Genomic DNA, 16,420 nt, shown 5'->3' on the forward strand with positions numbered 1-16,420 from the left:
GCGAAACGGTTTTTCATTAAATCTTTTTGGGCGTAGACCGCATTCGAATTCGAATTAAGCGGTATGTGTGTTGGACGATTACTTTACCAACTGCATAGGTCGGTACGGCTAGTAAGATGCCGATAAACCCTGCTAGCTGACTGGCGACGAGCAAGACAAAAATAATCGTTAGTGGATGCACGGAAAGTTGTCGACCCATAATTTGTGGGGAGAAGACGTTACTTTCAATTTGTTGTATGACGACAACACCACCAATAACAAGTAGTGCGGTAAGTGGTGAGTCAAATAGTGCAACGACAACAGCTGGTGCTGTACCAATCCAAGGTCCGATAAATGGAATGACGTTTGTGAACAAGGCGACGATGGCTAAAATCAAAGCGTAATCTATACCTAAGATTAAATACCAGATTAAGCAAAGGACTCCCACGCATGCACTTACAAGAAGCTGTCCTTGTATATAGCCACTTAAAGCATTATCCAGGTCATTAAGCACGCGCTTTCCTTCCTCTTGTTCTCTCGCTGGAAATTGATTAATGACCATCATTGGTGCTTTATTTCCTTCTTTAAGCATGTAAAAGAGAACAAAGGGAATGATGACCGCCACAATAACCACGTTGGCAACGGCGCCAATAAACGATCCAATGCTATCTAAAGCAGATTCAAGATACCCCTGGAAATTTTCCGTTATTGTATTTGAGATATTTTCTAAAGACAGATCCATGGTATCCATCGCATTTTGAAACGCTTGTGTATTCTGGAGACTTTCGAAAAAGTCTTGGACCATGTTTGCATATCTCGGTATATTGTTTATAAAGGACATGATTTGGTTTTGAATGATTGGACCTATGTACAAAATCGCTCCTGTTAACAACCCAATTAAAGCAAGAAATACAATTAAAATGGAAATACCTCGATGAATTTTTTTACTGAGGATATTCACAAATGGTCGTAACAAGTAATAAATAATCAGTGCGATTACAATAGGTGCGAACAGCGTTTGAAACAGAACCGCGATCGGTCTAAAAATAAAATCAACGAGTGATCCTAAGTAGACAATTAAAAATATGATAATGATCCAACAAGCAAAACGAAACGCTTTACTATCCATCACGGTAAGCCAGGCCTCCATCCAATAAATCTTATTTACTATGTGTATTCAAAAGAAAGTAGTAAAAATACTATATCATAAAATAACAGAAATCCAATGAAATATCTATTCTGCTTGTTTGAAGTTGCCGCAAGAGGGAATATCCATGAATACGATGATCGACTAAAAAGGGTGAGCGCAATGCGAATAGTAACTGGAGAAGAAATGGCGAGTGTGGAAGCGATCACGATGAACAAAATTGGCTTACCAGGCGTTGTGTTAATGGAAAATGCAGGGAGAGAAATTGCGCGTAAATTAATCGAGCAGTATGGAAATAAACGGTACCTTATCTTAATTGGTGCGGGCAACAATGGCGGAGATGGATTTGTTGTAGCGCGAATGCTAAGAGAACAAGGAATTCAAGTCATTACGTGTATTGTGGCTGAAGAACATCGATATACAGGCGATGCAAAATTGCATAAACGAATTTACGAACAAAGCGGCTATAGGTGGAAGTACTGGCATGACACTGAACCAGACTGGATGGAAATCCTGTGTCACATTGATGTCATTGTAGATGCAATGCTTGGAACGGGTGTGCGAGGGACTCTTAAAGACCCCTATCCGGAGATCATAAAAAAAGTAAATCAGTCGCAACGTGATGTTGTAGCGATTGATCTTCCTAGCGGTGTACCTGCGGATGAATCGGAATTTGATTATGAGCCAATTCAGGCAGATCAAACGTATTGTTTACAACTAATGAAGCTCAGCTACTTTTTAGAAGCAACAAAACCGTTTTACGGAAAAACGGACGTGTTGCCTATTGGTGTGCCACCAGCAACCTTTAAGCACCTTGAAAAGCAACGCTGTATCTGGGGGAAAGAGGAAGTATTTAATAGCTGGCTAAAGCCGAGCTTGTTTGCTCATAAAGGAAAGAATGGACGAGTTGGAATTATCGCTGGACATGAAGACATGCCTGGAGCGGCAAGTCTGGTTACGAGTGCTGCTGTACAAAGTGGTGCCGGCTTAACAACGGTTGCTGCTGTAACGTCAGTAAAAGCACTCGTTTCTTCCCATGTGAAAGAAGCGATGTTTGCGACATTTACAGAGCGTGAGGGCCATCTTGAACCAACAGAAGAGGAGCTCATGCAGTTCTATGAAAACAAAGATGTGTTAACGATAGGGCCTGGAATCGGGCGAGGAGATTCAATAAAAAAGATTGTTGCTCATGCGATTGAATATTTTGAGGGAACCTTACTTTTAGATGCTGATGCATTACATTGTATAAATGAATGCTTATCATTAATCCGCGAACGTTCGGCACCGCTTATTATTACGCCTCATCCAGGTGAAATGTCGATGTTGACGAATGTGGATACAGGGCAAATTAAGAAACGTCGTTTTGAAATTGCTGAGGCGTTTGCTAGAGAGAATGGCATCTATGTGGTCTTAAAAGGACCCCATACAATCGTAGCGATGCCAAATGGGTTTATTACTGTTAATATGTCTGGAAATGAAGGCTTAGCCAAGGGTGGAACAGGCGACGTGCTAACGGGGATTATAACCGCACTTGCTGCTAGGCAGACTACTCAAGTTGCCCTTTCCACTTCTGTTTATTTACATGGGTATGCAGCTGATTTATTTAAGAAAGATTCTTGGAGTGCTGACAATATTACGCCAAGTTATCTCATTGAAAAACTTCCAGAAGCATTTAAAGTATTCACAACCAAGTAGTGAAAATCTCAAGGTTGGGGAATACTTTATCTATCATATTCAAAGGAGCCAACACAAAATGAGAAAACAAAAGCTAACAACCATGACCGCTTTTGCAGCTTTACTAATGCTTGCTGCCTGTAATCAAGATGAAGGACCAGAAGAAATGAACCCAAATCCACAGCCAGATAGTGGCGAGGAAGATAGCGCGACTCAAGAAGGCGAATCTATGACTTCTTACATTAGTATTAATGATGCTGTAGAAAGATTTAATGAAGTATTTCCTGACGCTTCAATGACAGGATTAAAATACGACGCACAGAGCATGAACTATGAAATTGATGGAATCGACGATGACTCAGAATACGAGTTGATTATTGATGTAGAAACGCAAGAAGAAGTAAGTCAAGAAACCGATGCTCTTGATCAAGAAGATGCAGGTGGCGTGGAACGTGAGCGAGAAGCAATTGACACAGAGGGATTAATTGAGCCCAACGAAGCTGTTCAAACTGCTCATGATGAAATCGACGGCGCGATGAGAAGTTGGGAACTTGAGAGAGATGACAACCGCACGTATTATGAAGTGAAAATTGAAATTGATCAAGACGAACACGAAGTGAAAATTGATGCACAATCTGGTGAAATCATTGAGATTGATCGAGATTAAACGATAAAAAAATTGGCTGCTCGTTTTTTATAAACGGGTGGCTTTTATTATTTAAGTAAATGAATGTTTTAAGGTAAATGGTGAAAGGTCTAAAAGTATGCGATGATTAAAAGAAACGAATTGAGGAGGAGTACACGTGGCTAACCATTTGTTTCTATTTGGTGGTGGACCGCCTTTCACAGAATAATTTGTTAGAATGTTTAAAAAAGTGATGAAAAACAAGGCATGTGTAGTGCTCGTGATTGATCGACCTGGTATTGATCAATACGAAACGAAATATGTAGAAAGGCTTAATTCAGTAGGGATAGACTGTACATTCTTAGCGTTGCCATCAAAACAAAATGTGTGTGACCAACTAGCTAAATGCGGAGGGATTGTCATTTGCGGCGGTGATACAGAGAACTATATTGCAGAGATTGTTCATACACCTATTGGAAAGGGAATACAAGAGCAATTTATAAAAGGGGTTCCGGTAGCAGGTTTCTCTGCCGGAGCCATTATAGCAATGGAAAAAAGTTATTTATCAGCAAAAGATACTCGAGAACAACGTCCGGTTGTACTAGAAGGTTTAGGCTTACAAGCACATACAAAAATCGCTGTACATTTTAGTGAGTGGCAGGAAGAGGAACATTTACGGCTTTTAGCGAAAGAGAGTAATGACGATCATTATGGAATTGACGAACAATCTGGGATGTATATGAAGAATGGCAGAACGGAAAGTGTTGATGGAAAATGGGTTTATGTTCTGAATGATGACAAGTTTTATAAATTATGAGGAGGAGCGCAATGAGCATTTACTATCGAGAGGCGAAACTAGAAGACGCCCAGCAAATTATCGATCATACGAGGGCTGTTTTCGCGGAAAATCCGACTTTCTACGGAACGAGAGTCGATGAATTCAACGTGACGATGGAACAGGAAAAGAGTTGGATTAAAAGCCATCAACAACATGGCTTCCTTTATGTAGCCACACTGGAAGAGCAGATTGTCGGTGTTGTAAACTTTCTTCCTTCGCAAAGCAAACGTTTTTCTCATCAAGGAATGCTTGGCATTAGCATTAAAGAAGCGTATGCTGGTCAAGGAATAGGCTCTACACTCATAACGATGTTAATCGATTGGGCAAAGGAACAGCCTACCATTGAAAAAATAGCACTTGAAGTTTTTTCAAACAATGAGCGAGGCATCTACTTGTATAAGAAATTAGGTTTTGTTGAAGAAGGTCGCTTGAAACGAAATGCACGATTAGACGACGGGACGTATGTAGACGATATTATTATGGCTCAGTTTGTATAGAGTCATCATTCGTCATATGTTTTTCGAAATCCATATAGCGGTCTGAATGTCTTTTTTTCGTAAAAAGATTTTGAAGATGCAAGTGAGAGAACATCCAAGCGTGTCTGAGGGTACAGGGAATGAACGTGCGAAATGAGGGCATCTCCCACCCCTTGACCTTGATACGGCTTTGCGACAAGGAGTTCACATATATAGGTTGTAAGGTTTCCGTCAGTTAAACCGCGTACATAACCAATGACTGTATGGGTTTGGACGTCTTTCGCCAAAAAACGGATCGTTGATTCTGTCCAAGCGCGTTGAGTTTGATTAGAATTTTCAGTTAAATAAGACCAGCCTTCTGCATGATTTAATTGTTGAATGGCACTAAAATCAGTATCGCTGAATTCGCATATCGTAAAAGATCTCATTGTCTTATTAAACCTCCTAAGTATGAGTCTTCCTAGCCTACAAAAGGGTTTCGATCTTGTCAAATTGACGGGAAAATAAAATGGCTTGAGTGTGACGTAACGTAACAGGATACACTAAACGGATGGAGGGGTTTACTATGGAAGAGACCATTGGTCCATTTGCGAAACGCGTTGGTACCACAGTACGTACATTACGTTATTATGACCAAATTGGTTTGCTTGCGCCGAAGGGAACCAATAAAAAAGGTCAAAAAGTATATACCCGCAAAGAGTGGGAGGTTTATCAGCAAATTACCGTGTGCAAGCATTTAGGGATGTCGCTTGAAGAGATTAACAGAATGCTGAAAAAGAATGAATTGAACGGAAGAGAGCGTCTAGCTTTGCAAAAGCAAGTAATCAAGCAAAAACAAGCAGAATTAGAGGAAACATTAAGCATGATTGAAAGAGTGGAACATTTATATGAACTGGAAGAGCTTAAGCCATCGGAGCTTGACGCTCTAGCTTTTGTGTTACTTGATGCGTTTAAACGAGAAAAAGAGCAGATTAAAGCATTCAAGCAACATTTTTCTGGTGATTTGGACACGATTAAAGCGTTAGATCAATTAAATGAACCAGCCTTCCAATATGAGAATGATCAAAGAGCATTACATTTCTTTTATGAGATGAAAAGAGCGATGAAGGATGGGGATACAGCTGAAAGTGAACGAGTGAATCGTTTGGTCAAAGGGTATATTCAAAACAATCCCGAACAAGAAGTCATGCTTAATCGAGCGCTTCATGCCATTGACGAAGCATTTTATCAAAAGAATTATGATTTGTTCAATGGGTATTTTCCAGAAGAACTAGGATTGTTTATTAGTGAGGCGCTAACAGCGTATTTAATGAGTGAAAAGGAGCAAGTACATGGAGGAGAATCAACCTAAGCAAATTAGTAGCAAAGCGTTTGTTTCAATGGTGCGACCCTTTTTGCCTAAGCGGTCATTGCTTATTCTTGCGGTAGTGCTTGTAGTCGTTGAAACAGCGCTCGCGCTTGTTGTACCACTTTTGACGATGAGTTTTATTGATGAAATGACGGTTATCGGCTTTGAATGGTCGACAATCGTCCTATTAGCAGGTGTATTTATTGCACAATTAATTATGTCTGGTTTAGCGATTTATACAATGGTGTATATAGGCCAAAAAGTTGTCTATTCATTAAGAGAAACTGCTTGGAAACGAATCTTACATTTACCAATTTCATTTTTTGATCGTCACTCGTCAGGCGAGATGATGAGTCGAATGACGAATGATACGCTTATTATTAAAGATTTTATGACGATGCAACTCATTCCATTTATTTCAGGCATTATTTCCATTGTTGGTTCAATTGTCATTTTGCTAGTTCTTGATTGGCGCATAACGTTGATGATGTTAGCGGTCGTCCCAGCATCCTTACTTGTTATGATGCCACTTGGCCGCAGAATGTATCGCGTGTCTCGCTCTTTGCAAGATGAAACAGCCTCCTTTCAAGGAGATTTAGGGCGGGTACTTTCGGACATTCGTCTTGTGAAAGCATCGCTTGCTGAAGACCAGGAAAAGAAGGTCGGCATTAATCGAATGGCCAATTTATTTGGCTACGGCTTACGTGAAGGAAAGATTATGGCGGTGATTCAACCGATTATGATGAGCTTAATGCTCATCATGCTTGTTGTCATCTTCGGTTATGGCGGAATGCGCGTAGCAGCAGGGACTCTTACGGCAGGAGCACTTGTAGCCATCATCTTTTATTTATTTCAAATTTCCATGCCGTTTACGCAGATGGCTAACTTCTTCACACAGTTGCAAAAAGCACTAGGTGCAAGTGAACGAATGGAAACAATTTTAAAAGCGACCGTTGAAGAAGAGGTCGTTCAAACGTCGACGAATACAGAGCAGCATGACGGGCTTTTGTTTAAACATGTGTCGTTCCAGTATTCAGCAGACAAATCGATCTTGAAAAATGTATCTTTTAAAGCTCGAGTTGGAGAAATGACGGCGTTTGTAGGTCCGAGTGGTGCAGGGAAAACAACGCTATTCTCGCTAATTGAGCGATTTTACATGCCGACTGAAGGGTCAATCCAATACCTTGGGGATGAGACGGTTTCCATTCCTTTAGCAGAGTGGCGAAACAAAATTGCTTATGTTTCTCAGGATTCACCAATTATGTCGGGCACCATTTATAGCAATCTAACCTATGGATTAAAAGATGTTCCCCAAAGTGTGGTAGAGGATGCGGTACGTTCAGCGAATTTGGAAGCTTTCTTACATGATTTGCCTGACCGGTTCGAAACGGAAGTTGGAGAACGGGGCGTACGTTTATCAGGCGGACAAAAGCAACGTTTGGCAATTGCTAGAGCGATGATACGAAACCCGGATATTTTGTTATTGGACGAAGCAACGGCACATCTGGATAGTGCTTCAGAAAAACTTGTGCAAGAGGCACTAGAACGGTTAATGGCTGGCAGAACAACTCTTGTTATTGCACACCGGTTAGCTACTGTTCGAAATGCGCATCAACTAATTGTACTAGAAGAGGGTAGGGTGACAGGTTCAGGAACGCATCAGGAGTTGCTCGAGCACCACGGCTTATATCAAGAACTGGTGAAGCAACAGCTCACGGTCAATTAAGAGAAACGAACAGCAACCACGCTAGCTCGTGTGGTTGCTGCTGTTGTTTCACTTAGAAGGAAAACGAGCATCTTGCTTTAACTCTTTGATTTGCTCAATGTGCCGTTGTTCATGGTACGTTCGTAGTTCGACCCATTGCTTTAAGGATAGCCGGCTAAATACAGGATGCTTCGCTGATAATCGCTCAAGACGTTCTTGATTCGTTGCTTCAATTTCTTCATCGAGGCTTTGCTTGCCTTGGTGCAACCGGTCAATTAATGAAGATTTTTCGAACGGACCAGGATTTGGTGCAACAATGTCTGGCGCCTCAATTTTCATACTACGATCTAGCGCTCGTTCAATAGGTTTAGAAGGGACAACCTCTTCAATATTTTTTGTGAGTGCATACTGTAAAGTTAATAAAATTTGATGATCCATTTTAATGAGATGGTCACAGACTTCACCAATTGTCCAATGTGGCTCCATACGAATATTTAATTGTTCTTCTGATAAGTGATCCAATTCGTGTACCAACTGCTGACGAACATCTTGTGCTTTCACGTTTGTCATAAAATAAGTCTCCTTTTCCTGTCAGATGGATGAGGCATTGAGAACGTCGGCCTATGTAAACGTTTTCGGTATAAACGTGTAAATTCCTGTTCTTTTATAATGGAAAAGAATGTGATTCGCTTTTTCTTGCCATTTTAGGTGTCCAGCTTTAGACGTATCTAAAAGCGAAAAGGATGTGCTTATTTAATTATAAGCTACGTCCTGTTGAGTTGTTCTTAGTAAGCCATTAGACAATTGTCGATGTCATGTAAGGTGGTAAAAAACGCCTTCTCGAATGAGCGGGCTTTGATACCGTGTAAGAGAGTCGTGTACAAGCTTCCCTTCCCACTTTCTTCGGGAAGGGGGGAGGACGATAGTAGAATCTAATAAACCTCGATTGAGCCTAGGTGAAAAACGCAATGAAAAACAAGCAAGAAAAAACCGAAATTGTGAAAGTTGATCGCAGTTGGACAGATTGCTGCTAAACTCTCTATCGCATATAGAATCATTAAAAGCTGGTTCTAAGGCTATCAGAAAGCTCAATTAATCGTTGTTGTGAGGATGGTCTGAATTGTAAAACTTTTAATAGTGTATACATTCTGATTATTAGAGTAAAACATAAACCTATGCTAACAGAAGAAAACCTGTCAAAAACGTTGATAGATCAAACCATGGAAAAAATTACAAGGTCATCCATGACAAAAAATATTGACGAAAGGAATTCCTGATTTTGACTAGTTAGAAGATGCAAGTAAGGGTTAAACACTAAAAAAGGAGGCAATACCATGTTTAAAAGTAACGTTTCCTTCGCAAAAAGTTCTGATTTCCTTTTGTTTTATAACTGAAAAACAAGAACAAAGAACAAATTATAAGAGAAATGGCTTTACCAGATTATGAGCAAAAATATTTGGATGAAGCGATACGTTTTAATGCTGAAAAAAATGATTACTCAGGCATGAGTCTAGATCGTTATATTCTTCGGAAACTTGATGAAGAAGAAGAGGACGATTTTAATGGGGATGAGGCCATATTTATTAAGCAAGATGATGAATAGTCTTCTTATAATACCGGGTCTCAAGGGAAAGATTTTGTCACTTATTGGGGATTGAAACAGTAGCAAAGAAAAAGTATTCAAATCCAAAGGCTCTGGCTCGTTATAAAGGAATGTATGGTTACAAACGTATTGAAAAAGGTGAATTGACGTTTGATGAATTAAGAAACATTAAAAATAGGGGAGGATTCCAAAGCATTAAAGACAAGCTCTTATATTTCTTTTTAATGCCCCATGTATTAGAGTCACCTAATATGATTGTTCAATATCAAGAAAAAAAGAATCTTATAGAATGTCAAATGATTATACACGGTGCTAGAGACAAAGTCACAGTCAATCTCGGGATTGATAAAGAACAAACCGACAATAAATTTCACGCGAGAACTTTTCTAGTTTCACGAACTACAGTAAGCAATGACGGAATGAAGTATGTTACTGGACAGCCAAAAATGGGGTTGGTTAGTATTACAAAGACAGAGACTAAGCTCCAAAGGATAGTTAAGGAGATATCTTTTAATACAACTTAAAAATAATTCCAAATTGTCATTGCGTTAAAGTTAATTTATACTCAACCGCTGCATAACTACCTTTCTTGCCTTTATGTCCATAAAATCACCCGTTTCTGAACATAGCTATTATGAAACAGCATTAATAGGTACATACTAAAAACCGTGTACAGAAACTCATAACTTAATCAATGTTCATTAACCTTGATCGTTTTATGTTATGGTACAATGACTATGAGGTGAAAACATGAAAGTTGGCTATGCAAGAGTTTCGACAGGTCTACAGAATTTAGATTTACAACACGACAGTTTACATTCTTTTGGATGTGAGAAGATATTCTTTGATAAAATAAGCGGAGCAAAGAAAAAACGAGATGGTTTAACGGAAGCGTTGGAGTTTGTTCGCCAAGGAGATACGTTGGTTGTTTGGCGATTGGATCGACTGGGGAGAAACATGCAGGAACTTATAAATGTAGTCAACAGCTTAAATGACAAAGGCATTAGCTTCCACTCTCTTCAGGAAAACATTACAATGGATAAAGCCAATTCAACAGGACAACTTATGTTCCATTTGTTTGCGGCATTCGCAGAGTTTGAAAGGAATCTCATCTTAGAACGATCAGCCGCAGGAAGAGAAGCCGCTCGATCAAGAGGAAGGCTTGGGGGAAGACCAGAGAAATTCACAAATAAAGACATAGAGATGTTGAAGACACTTGTTTCAAATGGAACGCCAATAAAGGATATTGCTGAAATGTGGGGCGTTTCACGAACGACTATTTATCGTTATTTAGAAAAAGTAAAAAACTAATAAGATCATTATTTCCTCCACCTTAAGTTCAAGCTGAGATAGAATGATGGATGATGATTGGTATTTAGATTGTATTGAAGTTGGATAGGGATTTTCAAATACAGGATTATGGTTTTCCGTAATGTTTTAAATAAGGGAGGATTTATATTGCGTCATAAGATATTTTCAATAAACTTAGTTTTATTTTTATTTCTATATGGTTGTTCAAACATGAATGATACAGAACTGGAAAAAACAGGCGTAGAAAAGTTTGATGAAGAGTGGGAAACGTTCGTTGATTTATATGAATTTGAAGGAGAAACGACGATCACCCTTCAGGGTCCTTACGATGAAGAATCTTTAGACTTAAGAGAGTATCTACAGCCTGTTTCCACAGTCAAATATCTAGAGTCAACTGGATTTCGAGATGAAAATGAGGATGAAGGAACCGCACATCATACTTATGAACACATCAGCAATCAAGAAAGGAATTATATCGTATACACACTGACTCAGTCTGACATGAATCTTGACACAATGGCGTTTGATCTAACTAAGGATAGTCAAAAAAATCAACTCGAAGGAGATATAAGAGTTGCTACGATAATCAATAAACATATCCAACTGTCGAAAGATGTTTGGTCAACAGAGTATGAAACAAGTATGCTTGACGGAAACTTTTACACCGTCAATACAGGTGAACAGATCTTTGAGGACTGTATACAAGAAAGAAAACTTTCAGTAAATAATGAACTAGTCTTTCACTGTCCTGATGTTGGAAAAACAGTCACCAGAAGAATGCATCAAGGAAGAGCGGATAATGAGGATATATTGATAAGACTTGAATATTTAACAGAACAAGAGGTAGAGAGGTTACTTAACGAAGAGCAAGGCAGATTAAATCATTGAATTGTTTTTATAAGGTTAGACCGACGATATTATATCGTCGGTCTAACCAGTTTTGATGCTTTTTCAAGCTTATTAATTGGAACTCGCGTAATAAGTCTAGACTAATTGAGAAATTAATCGACCAATGGTTCGTCGAACTAATAAAAGTAATCCAGCCGCAGCACCAACGGGTATGCTGTATAAGATAACAAATAAAATAAATAATCCTTCTGTAATCTCTAAAGGAGTTAACTGTATGTTATCATCCCACCAGTCATTAAACCGAATACGATTGACCGTTAGTTTTTCAAACACATGCACAAGCTCGGCTACTTCATGTCGAACTTCAATTTCGACATAGTTCCAACCATTTTCATCTAGACCTGCAATTCGTGAACTAACTTCCAGAACCTTTTGGTCGCCATCTGGGGCTAAAAGATTTGTAATAGTCCGGTCTACCATTTCAATAGTAACGCTACCTGGTGCAGCCGACACGATTTGTTCTGTCCAATTTCTAGCCTGATTATACAGCCCATCTATTGAAGTAATATTCCCAAGTTCAAACCATTCTCGCTTAGGATTTCCGAAGAAAATTCGACCTGAAAGAAATCCATCAATATACCTTGTGGAATATGGGTAGGACCTACTGAAATCTTTATTCGCACCTGTTTCCATTAAGATTTCTTTGTCACTCAAAGTCCATCCTTCGTTGAAGGAAGTTTCGAGGTGTCCCCAATTTGATTCAAAACCAAACACTTTTTCTGGTCGATTAAATTCAGCAGTTCCTGGGTCCCGTCCAGAATTAATATTATTGTCTATAGCAATAGCTCCTGCACCTGAACCAATTGTAAATTCTTTAATTTGATCGAAAGCCCAGTTTTGTGGGAGTGGATAGCCTAAATTTCCGCTAAATCCAGTTGACATTCCACTTACAAAACTATACTTAGCTAAATGTCTTTCACTGATAGCAATGCACGCGCTTCGTGGCCCGTATATACCGATGTGGTAGATTGTTCCAAAGAATGAATGCATTGCAGCGTTTAGACCTCGGAAATAGTTCATAATTTGAGTATTTATTTCATGACCATAAGCATCAAAGTCTACTGCGAAGTAGATGGTTGTTCCACCAGGAAAACCAAAATCTAGCGCTGCTTGATAAGCTGCTTTATAATGCTCAACACCAGTATTATAATCAAAGTCGTTGGCATTGCGCCCATCTAACTGGTAAATAGGGAAAATGGACATTCCTGCATTTAATATGTCTCTAACTTCATCATGGTAGAGTTTTTTATCGAAAGTGCTTCCCTCTACATTTGTCAAATAGCGCCCTACATGAGTGTACCCATTGTCCACTAGTGTTTTTGCTCTAGCTGGAGTTACCCTGGTGCTTGTGTCACATGCGGTTCCAGGACGATCTGGATTTCCAGTACTCACCAATAGAGACAACCACGTGTCTTTGTTTAAATAACCGGTTATAGGAAGCATCGTAAACCGCTGAAATGAATTAATGATGTCTAACAGGCTAGTATCACTGTAATTCCAATTCGCATTTAAATTAGGTACGGAATACCGGTTAAAAACAAGCGCATACTTAAATAATCGTACAAAAGGCGAGGTCGTACCTGGATGAAGGTTTGGTAGACCTGCTCGTGTTGCTGGACCCATTGCTCCAGTTTGTGATGCTTTTGGAATTCCAATCTCAGTTTGTAACCCGTGGATAAGGGCTCTATTGGTCTGTCGTTGGTAATGTCCATCGCATGGATTCACTCCTGAATATTCATAATAGCGATTATTAAGTGCACGTTGTATTTCTTGAACGGTTGTATCTCCTCCTGGAGTTAGACGATATGCATCCATTGTCAGTAGTGCTTGCATAACATGAACGTAAACTTTCCCGTCTTGAATAGGTAACCCAGCGTCTCGTTGAAGGTTTTGGATACTTGATTTTGTTACTTCGTTGAAATAACCATTAAATCCACCTGGATCATACCCTTTGCAAATCATAGCCCCTTTTAAAATACGTAAAATATTGTGTGTTTTTTCATCTTCAAAGAACTCTGCTCCATCACCTTCTTCTAACTCTCCAAAAGCTCGGTAAGCCGATTGTGTAGAAGGTCCAAAGTTATTAACTGGGCTCGTAATGCCAAGTTCTAATTGTAGTGCTCTTGTTAGCGCATAGACAGTGGTCCAACCAGTTCTCCCGTTAACATCAATGGGATTCTCAAAGCTAGTGCGCCCTTCATATGTTCCATTTACCCACTGCTGAACTGAACGAACCCAAGGATCTCCTGAATTGGTCTGTGTTGTATTATTATCCATTTTATTCACTCCTTCTTTATTAATAATTAAAGTCTAAGTTTTATTTAGCTTAAGATCGTACAAGAAAAGTACACGATTACTGATTCCAAGTAGTTATATAGTTGGTGTTAGCCGTAATGAATAATCCGCTTTTTAATTGATACATCCATGATTCGTTTACCATCAATTCTTTGTTTATAGTAAATACTTCACCTTTATTCACTGTTTTGTGTCTGCTATTCCAATCAGGCTTATTGTAAACCCAAAGGGATTCGGCTTTGACTTTCAACATTTGTTTCAGATCTGTACCAAGTTCATCTATATTTAAATCGTCAATAAATCCATTCCAAGAGTTTAAGAGATTAGCAGGACAGTTTTTACCAGTCCAATGCTTATGTGAAACAATCGATGCAGCATCTATTCCCAACTCTTTCATTATTTGACGAACAACTGAAAGAGTGTTTATTCTGGCTGTTTCGAAGTTACCATCTTGGTTGACACAGATTTCAATTCCAATGGATTGCTTGTTTCCGTTCGACCCAGCATGCCAACCTTTCTCATTAAATGGAAGATGTTGAATAGCTTGTGTGTCATCAACAGTAATGTGCCAAGAAACTTGTCTATTTTGAGCGTCTGTCCCTTTTAGATAGCTAGCGTGCATTTTAGCGTTTGCACCAGTCGAAATGTTGGCTGTTTCATGAATGGTGATATATGAGGGATTTATAATGGTTCCAGGACGATTACTGTTACTTAATGGAATAAACTCTTTTTCTAATTTCATTTTTAGCACCTACTCTTTAAATTTATTTTCAGTATTTCTTTCTAAATGAATCAGGATTCTTTTGAGAAATGGCGGTATATAAATACCGCTCTCATCAATATTTTCAAGAATTGAAAGTATTTCATTAATGATATAAGCCCAAATGACCAAGGTTCTTAGAGTAGGTAGAGCCTCACCGTTCAATTCGTTAATTGAACTTTCTATTAGTAAAATGTCTAAAGTGTGGGCAATGCCTATTACAAAGAATATAATAATTTTTTTTATTAATCCTTTCCATCCTGTGTTGCTTGAGAGTTGTTTTGTTTTATAGGCTTTTATCATGCCCGTAATATAGTCGATCATTACGAAGATTAGTAAATATTGAATCAATATATCCCATCCCCCTGTCCAAAATGTAAAAACAGTTGCTAGTAAGCTAAAGGTAATTTTAAATACGCTCTCCAAGTAATCACTCCTTTAAAATAAAGAGAACTAGCATCGCTAGCTCTCTTTATTTACAAACGATAAGTGAAAAATCATCTTTATTTGTACAAAGTTTTAACATTACATCCACCCCAATCGTTTAGCAATTAACTTAATAAAGTCATTTTTATAATTGTGAGCGGTGTTTCGATGCATATTTAATTCCAATGCGATTCCATCCCATGTTAAATTTTTATTGCTCCAATACCTTAATTTAATTACTTGTTGTTGTTCTTCCGGCGACTCATCGTAAGTTTGTTTTATGACAGAAACGATGTCCTCCATTTTTCTTATTCTTTTATTTACAAACGCCATTGTCATTGTTTTGTTGTTTTCATGAGTAAAACTCTTATCTAAAAATCCATTCCTTAACATATAGGCAATTTCATGCTCAGTTTCTTTAATCACTTTGATTTCATTTTCAATATGTTTCACGGTTGCTTGTCTTAATTTTGTTGGGTTCATCGCTATCGCCTCCAAATAAAAAATAGTCTACTTATAATAAGAACATATGTTCTTATTATAAGTAAGGATTACTAAAATCTCAATCTATAGCCTAATGAGATTAGTAATACAAAATTATCAAAAATCCCCTCAAAATAAATACATTTTTTGCACAATGTTAAACTAGATGATTTGAAAATCAGCAGTGTGTTATCATTGCTAATAAATAAAAATTCATGCAAAAGGGGGATATTATGAAGGTTTATTTTGGTGCGTATCTGTTCTTTCTGTTCGTATTTCTTAGTGGATGTACTGGCATTGAAAAAGTAGCACAAATAGGAGATTCATTGGACGATTTTGAAAGCGTTTATGGCGATTTTGAATTAGATGAGTCACAAGGTTTTCCAACTGCATTCTTTCCAAGCGGTCATTTACATGTTGAATTTAATGCTTTTGATGAGGAATACAAAGCGAGAGCAGTTAATGGAAAAATTACATCTCATGAATCGATTGAAGAGGCTTTAAGTGAAATAAAGGAACTCTTTATACCAAAGGAATTTGAATATATGGGACCAAATTGTAATAATCAAATAGTAGCCGAGCTACATGGAGAAAAAACAGATATTCCAAGTTTCTATTTTGTAGAAGAAGATCAATTAGCAATTGAGGTTTCGCTGAACACGATTGACGGTGATATTTCAGAGAGGGTGAGGGTTGAAGAAATAGGGTCTATTGGAGAGGTAAGGTATGCTTGTGAAATAGACGTAGATGAATCGATTGAAGTAGGTGATATTTAAATGCTGTTATACCACTTAATGCTGTGCAAACCGTAGTGATAATGTCATACGAACATCAGTAAAAT

17 protein-coding genes and 1 pseudogene are annotated in these 16,420 nt (G+C 38.4%); 11 read left to right on the forward strand and 7 right to left on the reverse strand.

Translation table 11 applies throughout. The features are described 5' to 3' along the window. Positions 1 to 16: 16 nt before the first annotated feature. Entirely contained in the window at positions 17 to 1,108 is a 1,092-nt protein-coding gene (locus ABC361_RS01340; RefSeq protein WP_413075696.1) for an AI-2E family transporter, read from the reverse strand. A gap of 180 nt (positions 1,109 to 1,288) precedes the next feature. Here ABC361_RS01340 and ABC361_RS01345 point away from each other — a divergent pair, with 180 nt between their 5' ends. The 4 genes from ABC361_RS01345 (at position 1,289) to ABC361_RS01360 (ending at position 4,760) form a co-directional block, all read left to right on the forward strand. Continuing rightward, the gene (locus tag ABC361_RS01345; protein ID WP_413072320.1) at positions 1,289 to 2,821 is read left to right on the forward strand and encodes an NAD(P)H-hydrate dehydratase; all 1,533 of its coding nucleotides are present in this window, start codon (positions 1,289 to 1,291) and stop codon (positions 2,819 to 2,821) included. A gap of 58 nt (positions 2,822 to 2,879) precedes the next feature. Next, positions 2,880 to 3,467 carry a PepSY domain-containing protein gene (locus ABC361_RS01350; RefSeq protein ID WP_413072321.1) on the forward strand — a complete coding sequence of 196 codons (588 nt, stop codon included), beginning with the start codon at positions 2,880 to 2,882 and terminating at the stop codon, positions 3,465 to 3,467. A gap of 211 nt (positions 3,468 to 3,678) precedes the next feature. Beyond that, complete coding sequence (locus ABC361_RS01355) at positions 3,679 to 4,242, forward strand: Type 1 glutamine amidotransferase-like domain-containing protein (protein ID WP_413075697.1); 564 nt, start codon at positions 3,679 to 3,681, stop codon at positions 4,240 to 4,242. Positions 4,243 to 4,253: 11 nt separating this feature from the next. Beyond that, the gene (locus ABC361_RS01360; protein ID WP_413072322.1) at positions 4,254 to 4,760 is read left to right on the forward strand and encodes a GNAT family N-acetyltransferase; all 507 of its coding nucleotides are present in this window, start codon (positions 4,254 to 4,256) and stop codon (positions 4,758 to 4,760) included. A gap of 5 nt (positions 4,761 to 4,765) precedes the next feature. Here ABC361_RS01360 and ABC361_RS01365 read toward each other — a convergent pair whose 3' ends face one another. After that, on the reverse strand, positions 4,766 to 5,167 hold the full coding sequence (locus ABC361_RS01365; protein ID WP_413072323.1) for a GNAT family N-acetyltransferase: 402 nt from the start codon (positions 5,165 to 5,167) through the stop codon (positions 4,766 to 4,768). Positions 5,168 to 5,304: 137 nt separating this feature from the next. On the opposite strand from ABC361_RS01365, the gene ABC361_RS01370 reads away from it, so the two are divergent. Then, positions 5,305 to 6,090, forward strand: coding sequence for a MerR family transcriptional regulator (locus tag ABC361_RS01370; RefSeq protein ID WP_413072324.1), 786 nt, complete (start codon positions 5,305 to 5,307; stop codon positions 6,088 to 6,090). Then, a complete protein-coding gene (locus ABC361_RS01375) occupies positions 6,071 to 7,813 on the forward strand; it encodes an ABC transporter ATP-binding protein (RefSeq protein ID WP_413072325.1) in 1,743 nt (580 codons plus the stop codon). The genes ABC361_RS01370 and ABC361_RS01375 overlap by 20 nt, the downstream gene beginning before the upstream one ends. 48 nt (positions 7,814 to 7,861) lie before the next feature. Here the strand turns inward: ABC361_RS01375 and ABC361_RS01380 are convergent, their stop codons facing one another. After that, a complete protein-coding gene (locus tag ABC361_RS01380; protein WP_413072326.1) occupies positions 7,862 to 8,362 on the reverse strand; it encodes a DinB family protein in 501 nt (166 codons plus the stop codon). 856 nt (positions 8,363 to 9,218) lie between these two features. On the opposite strand from ABC361_RS01380, the gene ABC361_RS01385 reads away from it, so the two are divergent. The 4 genes and pseudogenes from ABC361_RS01385 (at position 9,219) to ABC361_RS01400 (ending at position 11,594) form a co-directional block, all read left to right on the forward strand. Continuing rightward, entirely contained in the window at positions 9,219 to 9,395 is a 177-nt protein-coding gene (locus ABC361_RS01385; RefSeq protein WP_413072327.1) for a hypothetical protein, read from the forward strand. Positions 9,396 to 9,427: 32 nt separating this feature from the next. Continuing rightward, positions 9,428 to 9,919, forward strand: a pseudogene (locus ABC361_RS01390) (PBECR4 domain-containing protein); the annotation flags it as partial. A 226-nt stretch (positions 9,920 to 10,145) separates the two neighbouring features. Continuing rightward, complete coding sequence (locus ABC361_RS01395; RefSeq protein WP_413072328.1) at positions 10,146 to 10,706, forward strand: recombinase family protein; 561 nt, start codon at positions 10,146 to 10,148, stop codon at positions 10,704 to 10,706. A 210-nt stretch (positions 10,707 to 10,916) separates the two neighbouring features. Next, a complete protein-coding gene (locus ABC361_RS01400; RefSeq protein ID WP_413072329.1) occupies positions 10,917 to 11,594 on the forward strand; it encodes a hypothetical protein in 678 nt (225 codons plus the stop codon). 96 nt (positions 11,595 to 11,690) lie between these two features. On the opposite strand, the gene ABC361_RS01405 is transcribed toward ABC361_RS01400, so the two are convergent. The 4 genes from ABC361_RS01405 to ABC361_RS01420 form a co-directional block, all read right to left on the reverse strand. Next, positions 11,691 to 13,892 (reverse strand): glycoside hydrolase domain-containing protein, encoded by a 2,202-nt coding sequence (locus ABC361_RS01405; protein WP_413072330.1) that lies wholly within the window; start codon positions 13,890 to 13,892, stop codon positions 11,691 to 11,693. Positions 13,893 to 13,968: 76 nt separating this feature from the next. Further along, positions 13,969 to 14,652: an N-acetylmuramoyl-L-alanine amidase gene (locus tag ABC361_RS01410; RefSeq protein WP_413072331.1), complete on the reverse strand. Its 684-nt coding sequence runs from the start codon at positions 14,650 to 14,652 to the stop codon at positions 13,969 to 13,971. A gap of 9 nt (positions 14,653 to 14,661) precedes the next feature. Further along, complete coding sequence (locus ABC361_RS01415) at positions 14,662 to 15,096, reverse strand: phage holin family protein (RefSeq protein ID WP_413072332.1); 435 nt, start codon at positions 15,094 to 15,096, stop codon at positions 14,662 to 14,664. Between the two features lie 99 nt (positions 15,097 to 15,195). Further along, positions 15,196 to 15,579 (reverse strand): DUF722 domain-containing protein, encoded by a 384-nt coding sequence (locus ABC361_RS01420; protein ID WP_413072333.1) that lies wholly within the window; start codon positions 15,577 to 15,579, stop codon positions 15,196 to 15,198. A 233-nt stretch (positions 15,580 to 15,812) separates the two neighbouring features. On the opposite strand from ABC361_RS01420, the gene ABC361_RS01425 reads away from it, so the two are divergent. Next, positions 15,813 to 16,355 (forward strand): hypothetical protein, encoded by a 543-nt coding sequence (locus tag ABC361_RS01425; protein WP_413072334.1) that lies wholly within the window; start codon positions 15,813 to 15,815, stop codon positions 16,353 to 16,355. The last annotated feature ends 65 nt before the right edge of the window (positions 16,356 to 16,420 follow it).

Origin of the sequence: Shouchella phoenicis (genome assembly GCF_047238345.1) — a bacterium.
GTDB lineage: Bacteria > Bacillota > Bacilli > Bacillales > Bacillaceae_D > Shouchella.

Bases quoted from the DNA above. Each gene is read 5' to 3' on its own strand.
- ABC361_RS01340 (WP_413075696.1), bottom strand. From the start codon at position 1,108: ATGGATAGTAAAGCGTTTCGTTTTGCTTGTTGGATCATTATCATATTT.
- ABC361_RS01345 (WP_413072320.1), top strand. From the start codon at position 1,289: ATGCGAATAGTAACTGGAGAAGAAATGGCGAGTGTGGAAGCGATCACG.
- ABC361_RS01350 (WP_413072321.1), top strand. From the start codon at position 2,880: ATGAGAAAACAAAAGCTAACAACCATGACCGCTTTTGCAGCTTTACTA.
- ABC361_RS01355 (WP_413075697.1), top strand. From the start codon at position 3,679: ATGAAAAACAAGGCATGTGTAGTGCTCGTGATTGATCGACCTGGTATT.
- ABC361_RS01360 (WP_413072322.1), top strand. From the start codon at position 4,254: ATGAGCATTTACTATCGAGAGGCGAAACTAGAAGACGCCCAGCAAATT.
- ABC361_RS01365 (WP_413072323.1), bottom strand. From the start codon at position 5,167: ATGAGATCTTTTACGATATGCGAATTCAGCGATACTGATTTTAGTGCC.
- ABC361_RS01370 (WP_413072324.1), top strand. From the start codon at position 5,305: ATGGAAGAGACCATTGGTCCATTTGCGAAACGCGTTGGTACCACAGTA.
- ABC361_RS01375 (WP_413072325.1), top strand. From the start codon at position 6,071: ATGGAGGAGAATCAACCTAAGCAAATTAGTAGCAAAGCGTTTGTTTCA.
- ABC361_RS01380 (WP_413072326.1), bottom strand. From the start codon at position 8,362: ATGACAAACGTGAAAGCACAAGATGTTCGTCAGCAGTTGGTACACGAA.
- ABC361_RS01385 (WP_413072327.1), top strand. From the start codon at position 9,219: ATGGCTTTACCAGATTATGAGCAAAAATATTTGGATGAAGCGATACGT.
- ABC361_RS01395 (WP_413072328.1), top strand. From the start codon at position 10,146: ATGAAAGTTGGCTATGCAAGAGTTTCGACAGGTCTACAGAATTTAGAT.
- ABC361_RS01400 (WP_413072329.1), top strand. From the start codon at position 10,917: ATGAATGATACAGAACTGGAAAAAACAGGCGTAGAAAAGTTTGATGAA.
- ABC361_RS01405 (WP_413072330.1), bottom strand. From the start codon at position 13,892: ATGGATAATAATACAACACAGACCAATTCAGGAGATCCTTGGGTTCGT.
- ABC361_RS01410 (WP_413072331.1), bottom strand. From the start codon at position 14,652: ATGAAATTAGAAAAAGAGTTTATTCCATTAAGTAACAGTAATCGTCCT.
- ABC361_RS01420 (WP_413072333.1), bottom strand. From the start codon at position 15,579: ATGAACCCAACAAAATTAAGACAAGCAACCGTGAAACATATTGAAAAT.
- ABC361_RS01425 (WP_413072334.1), top strand. From the start codon at position 15,813: ATGAAGGTTTATTTTGGTGCGTATCTGTTCTTTCTGTTCGTATTTCTT.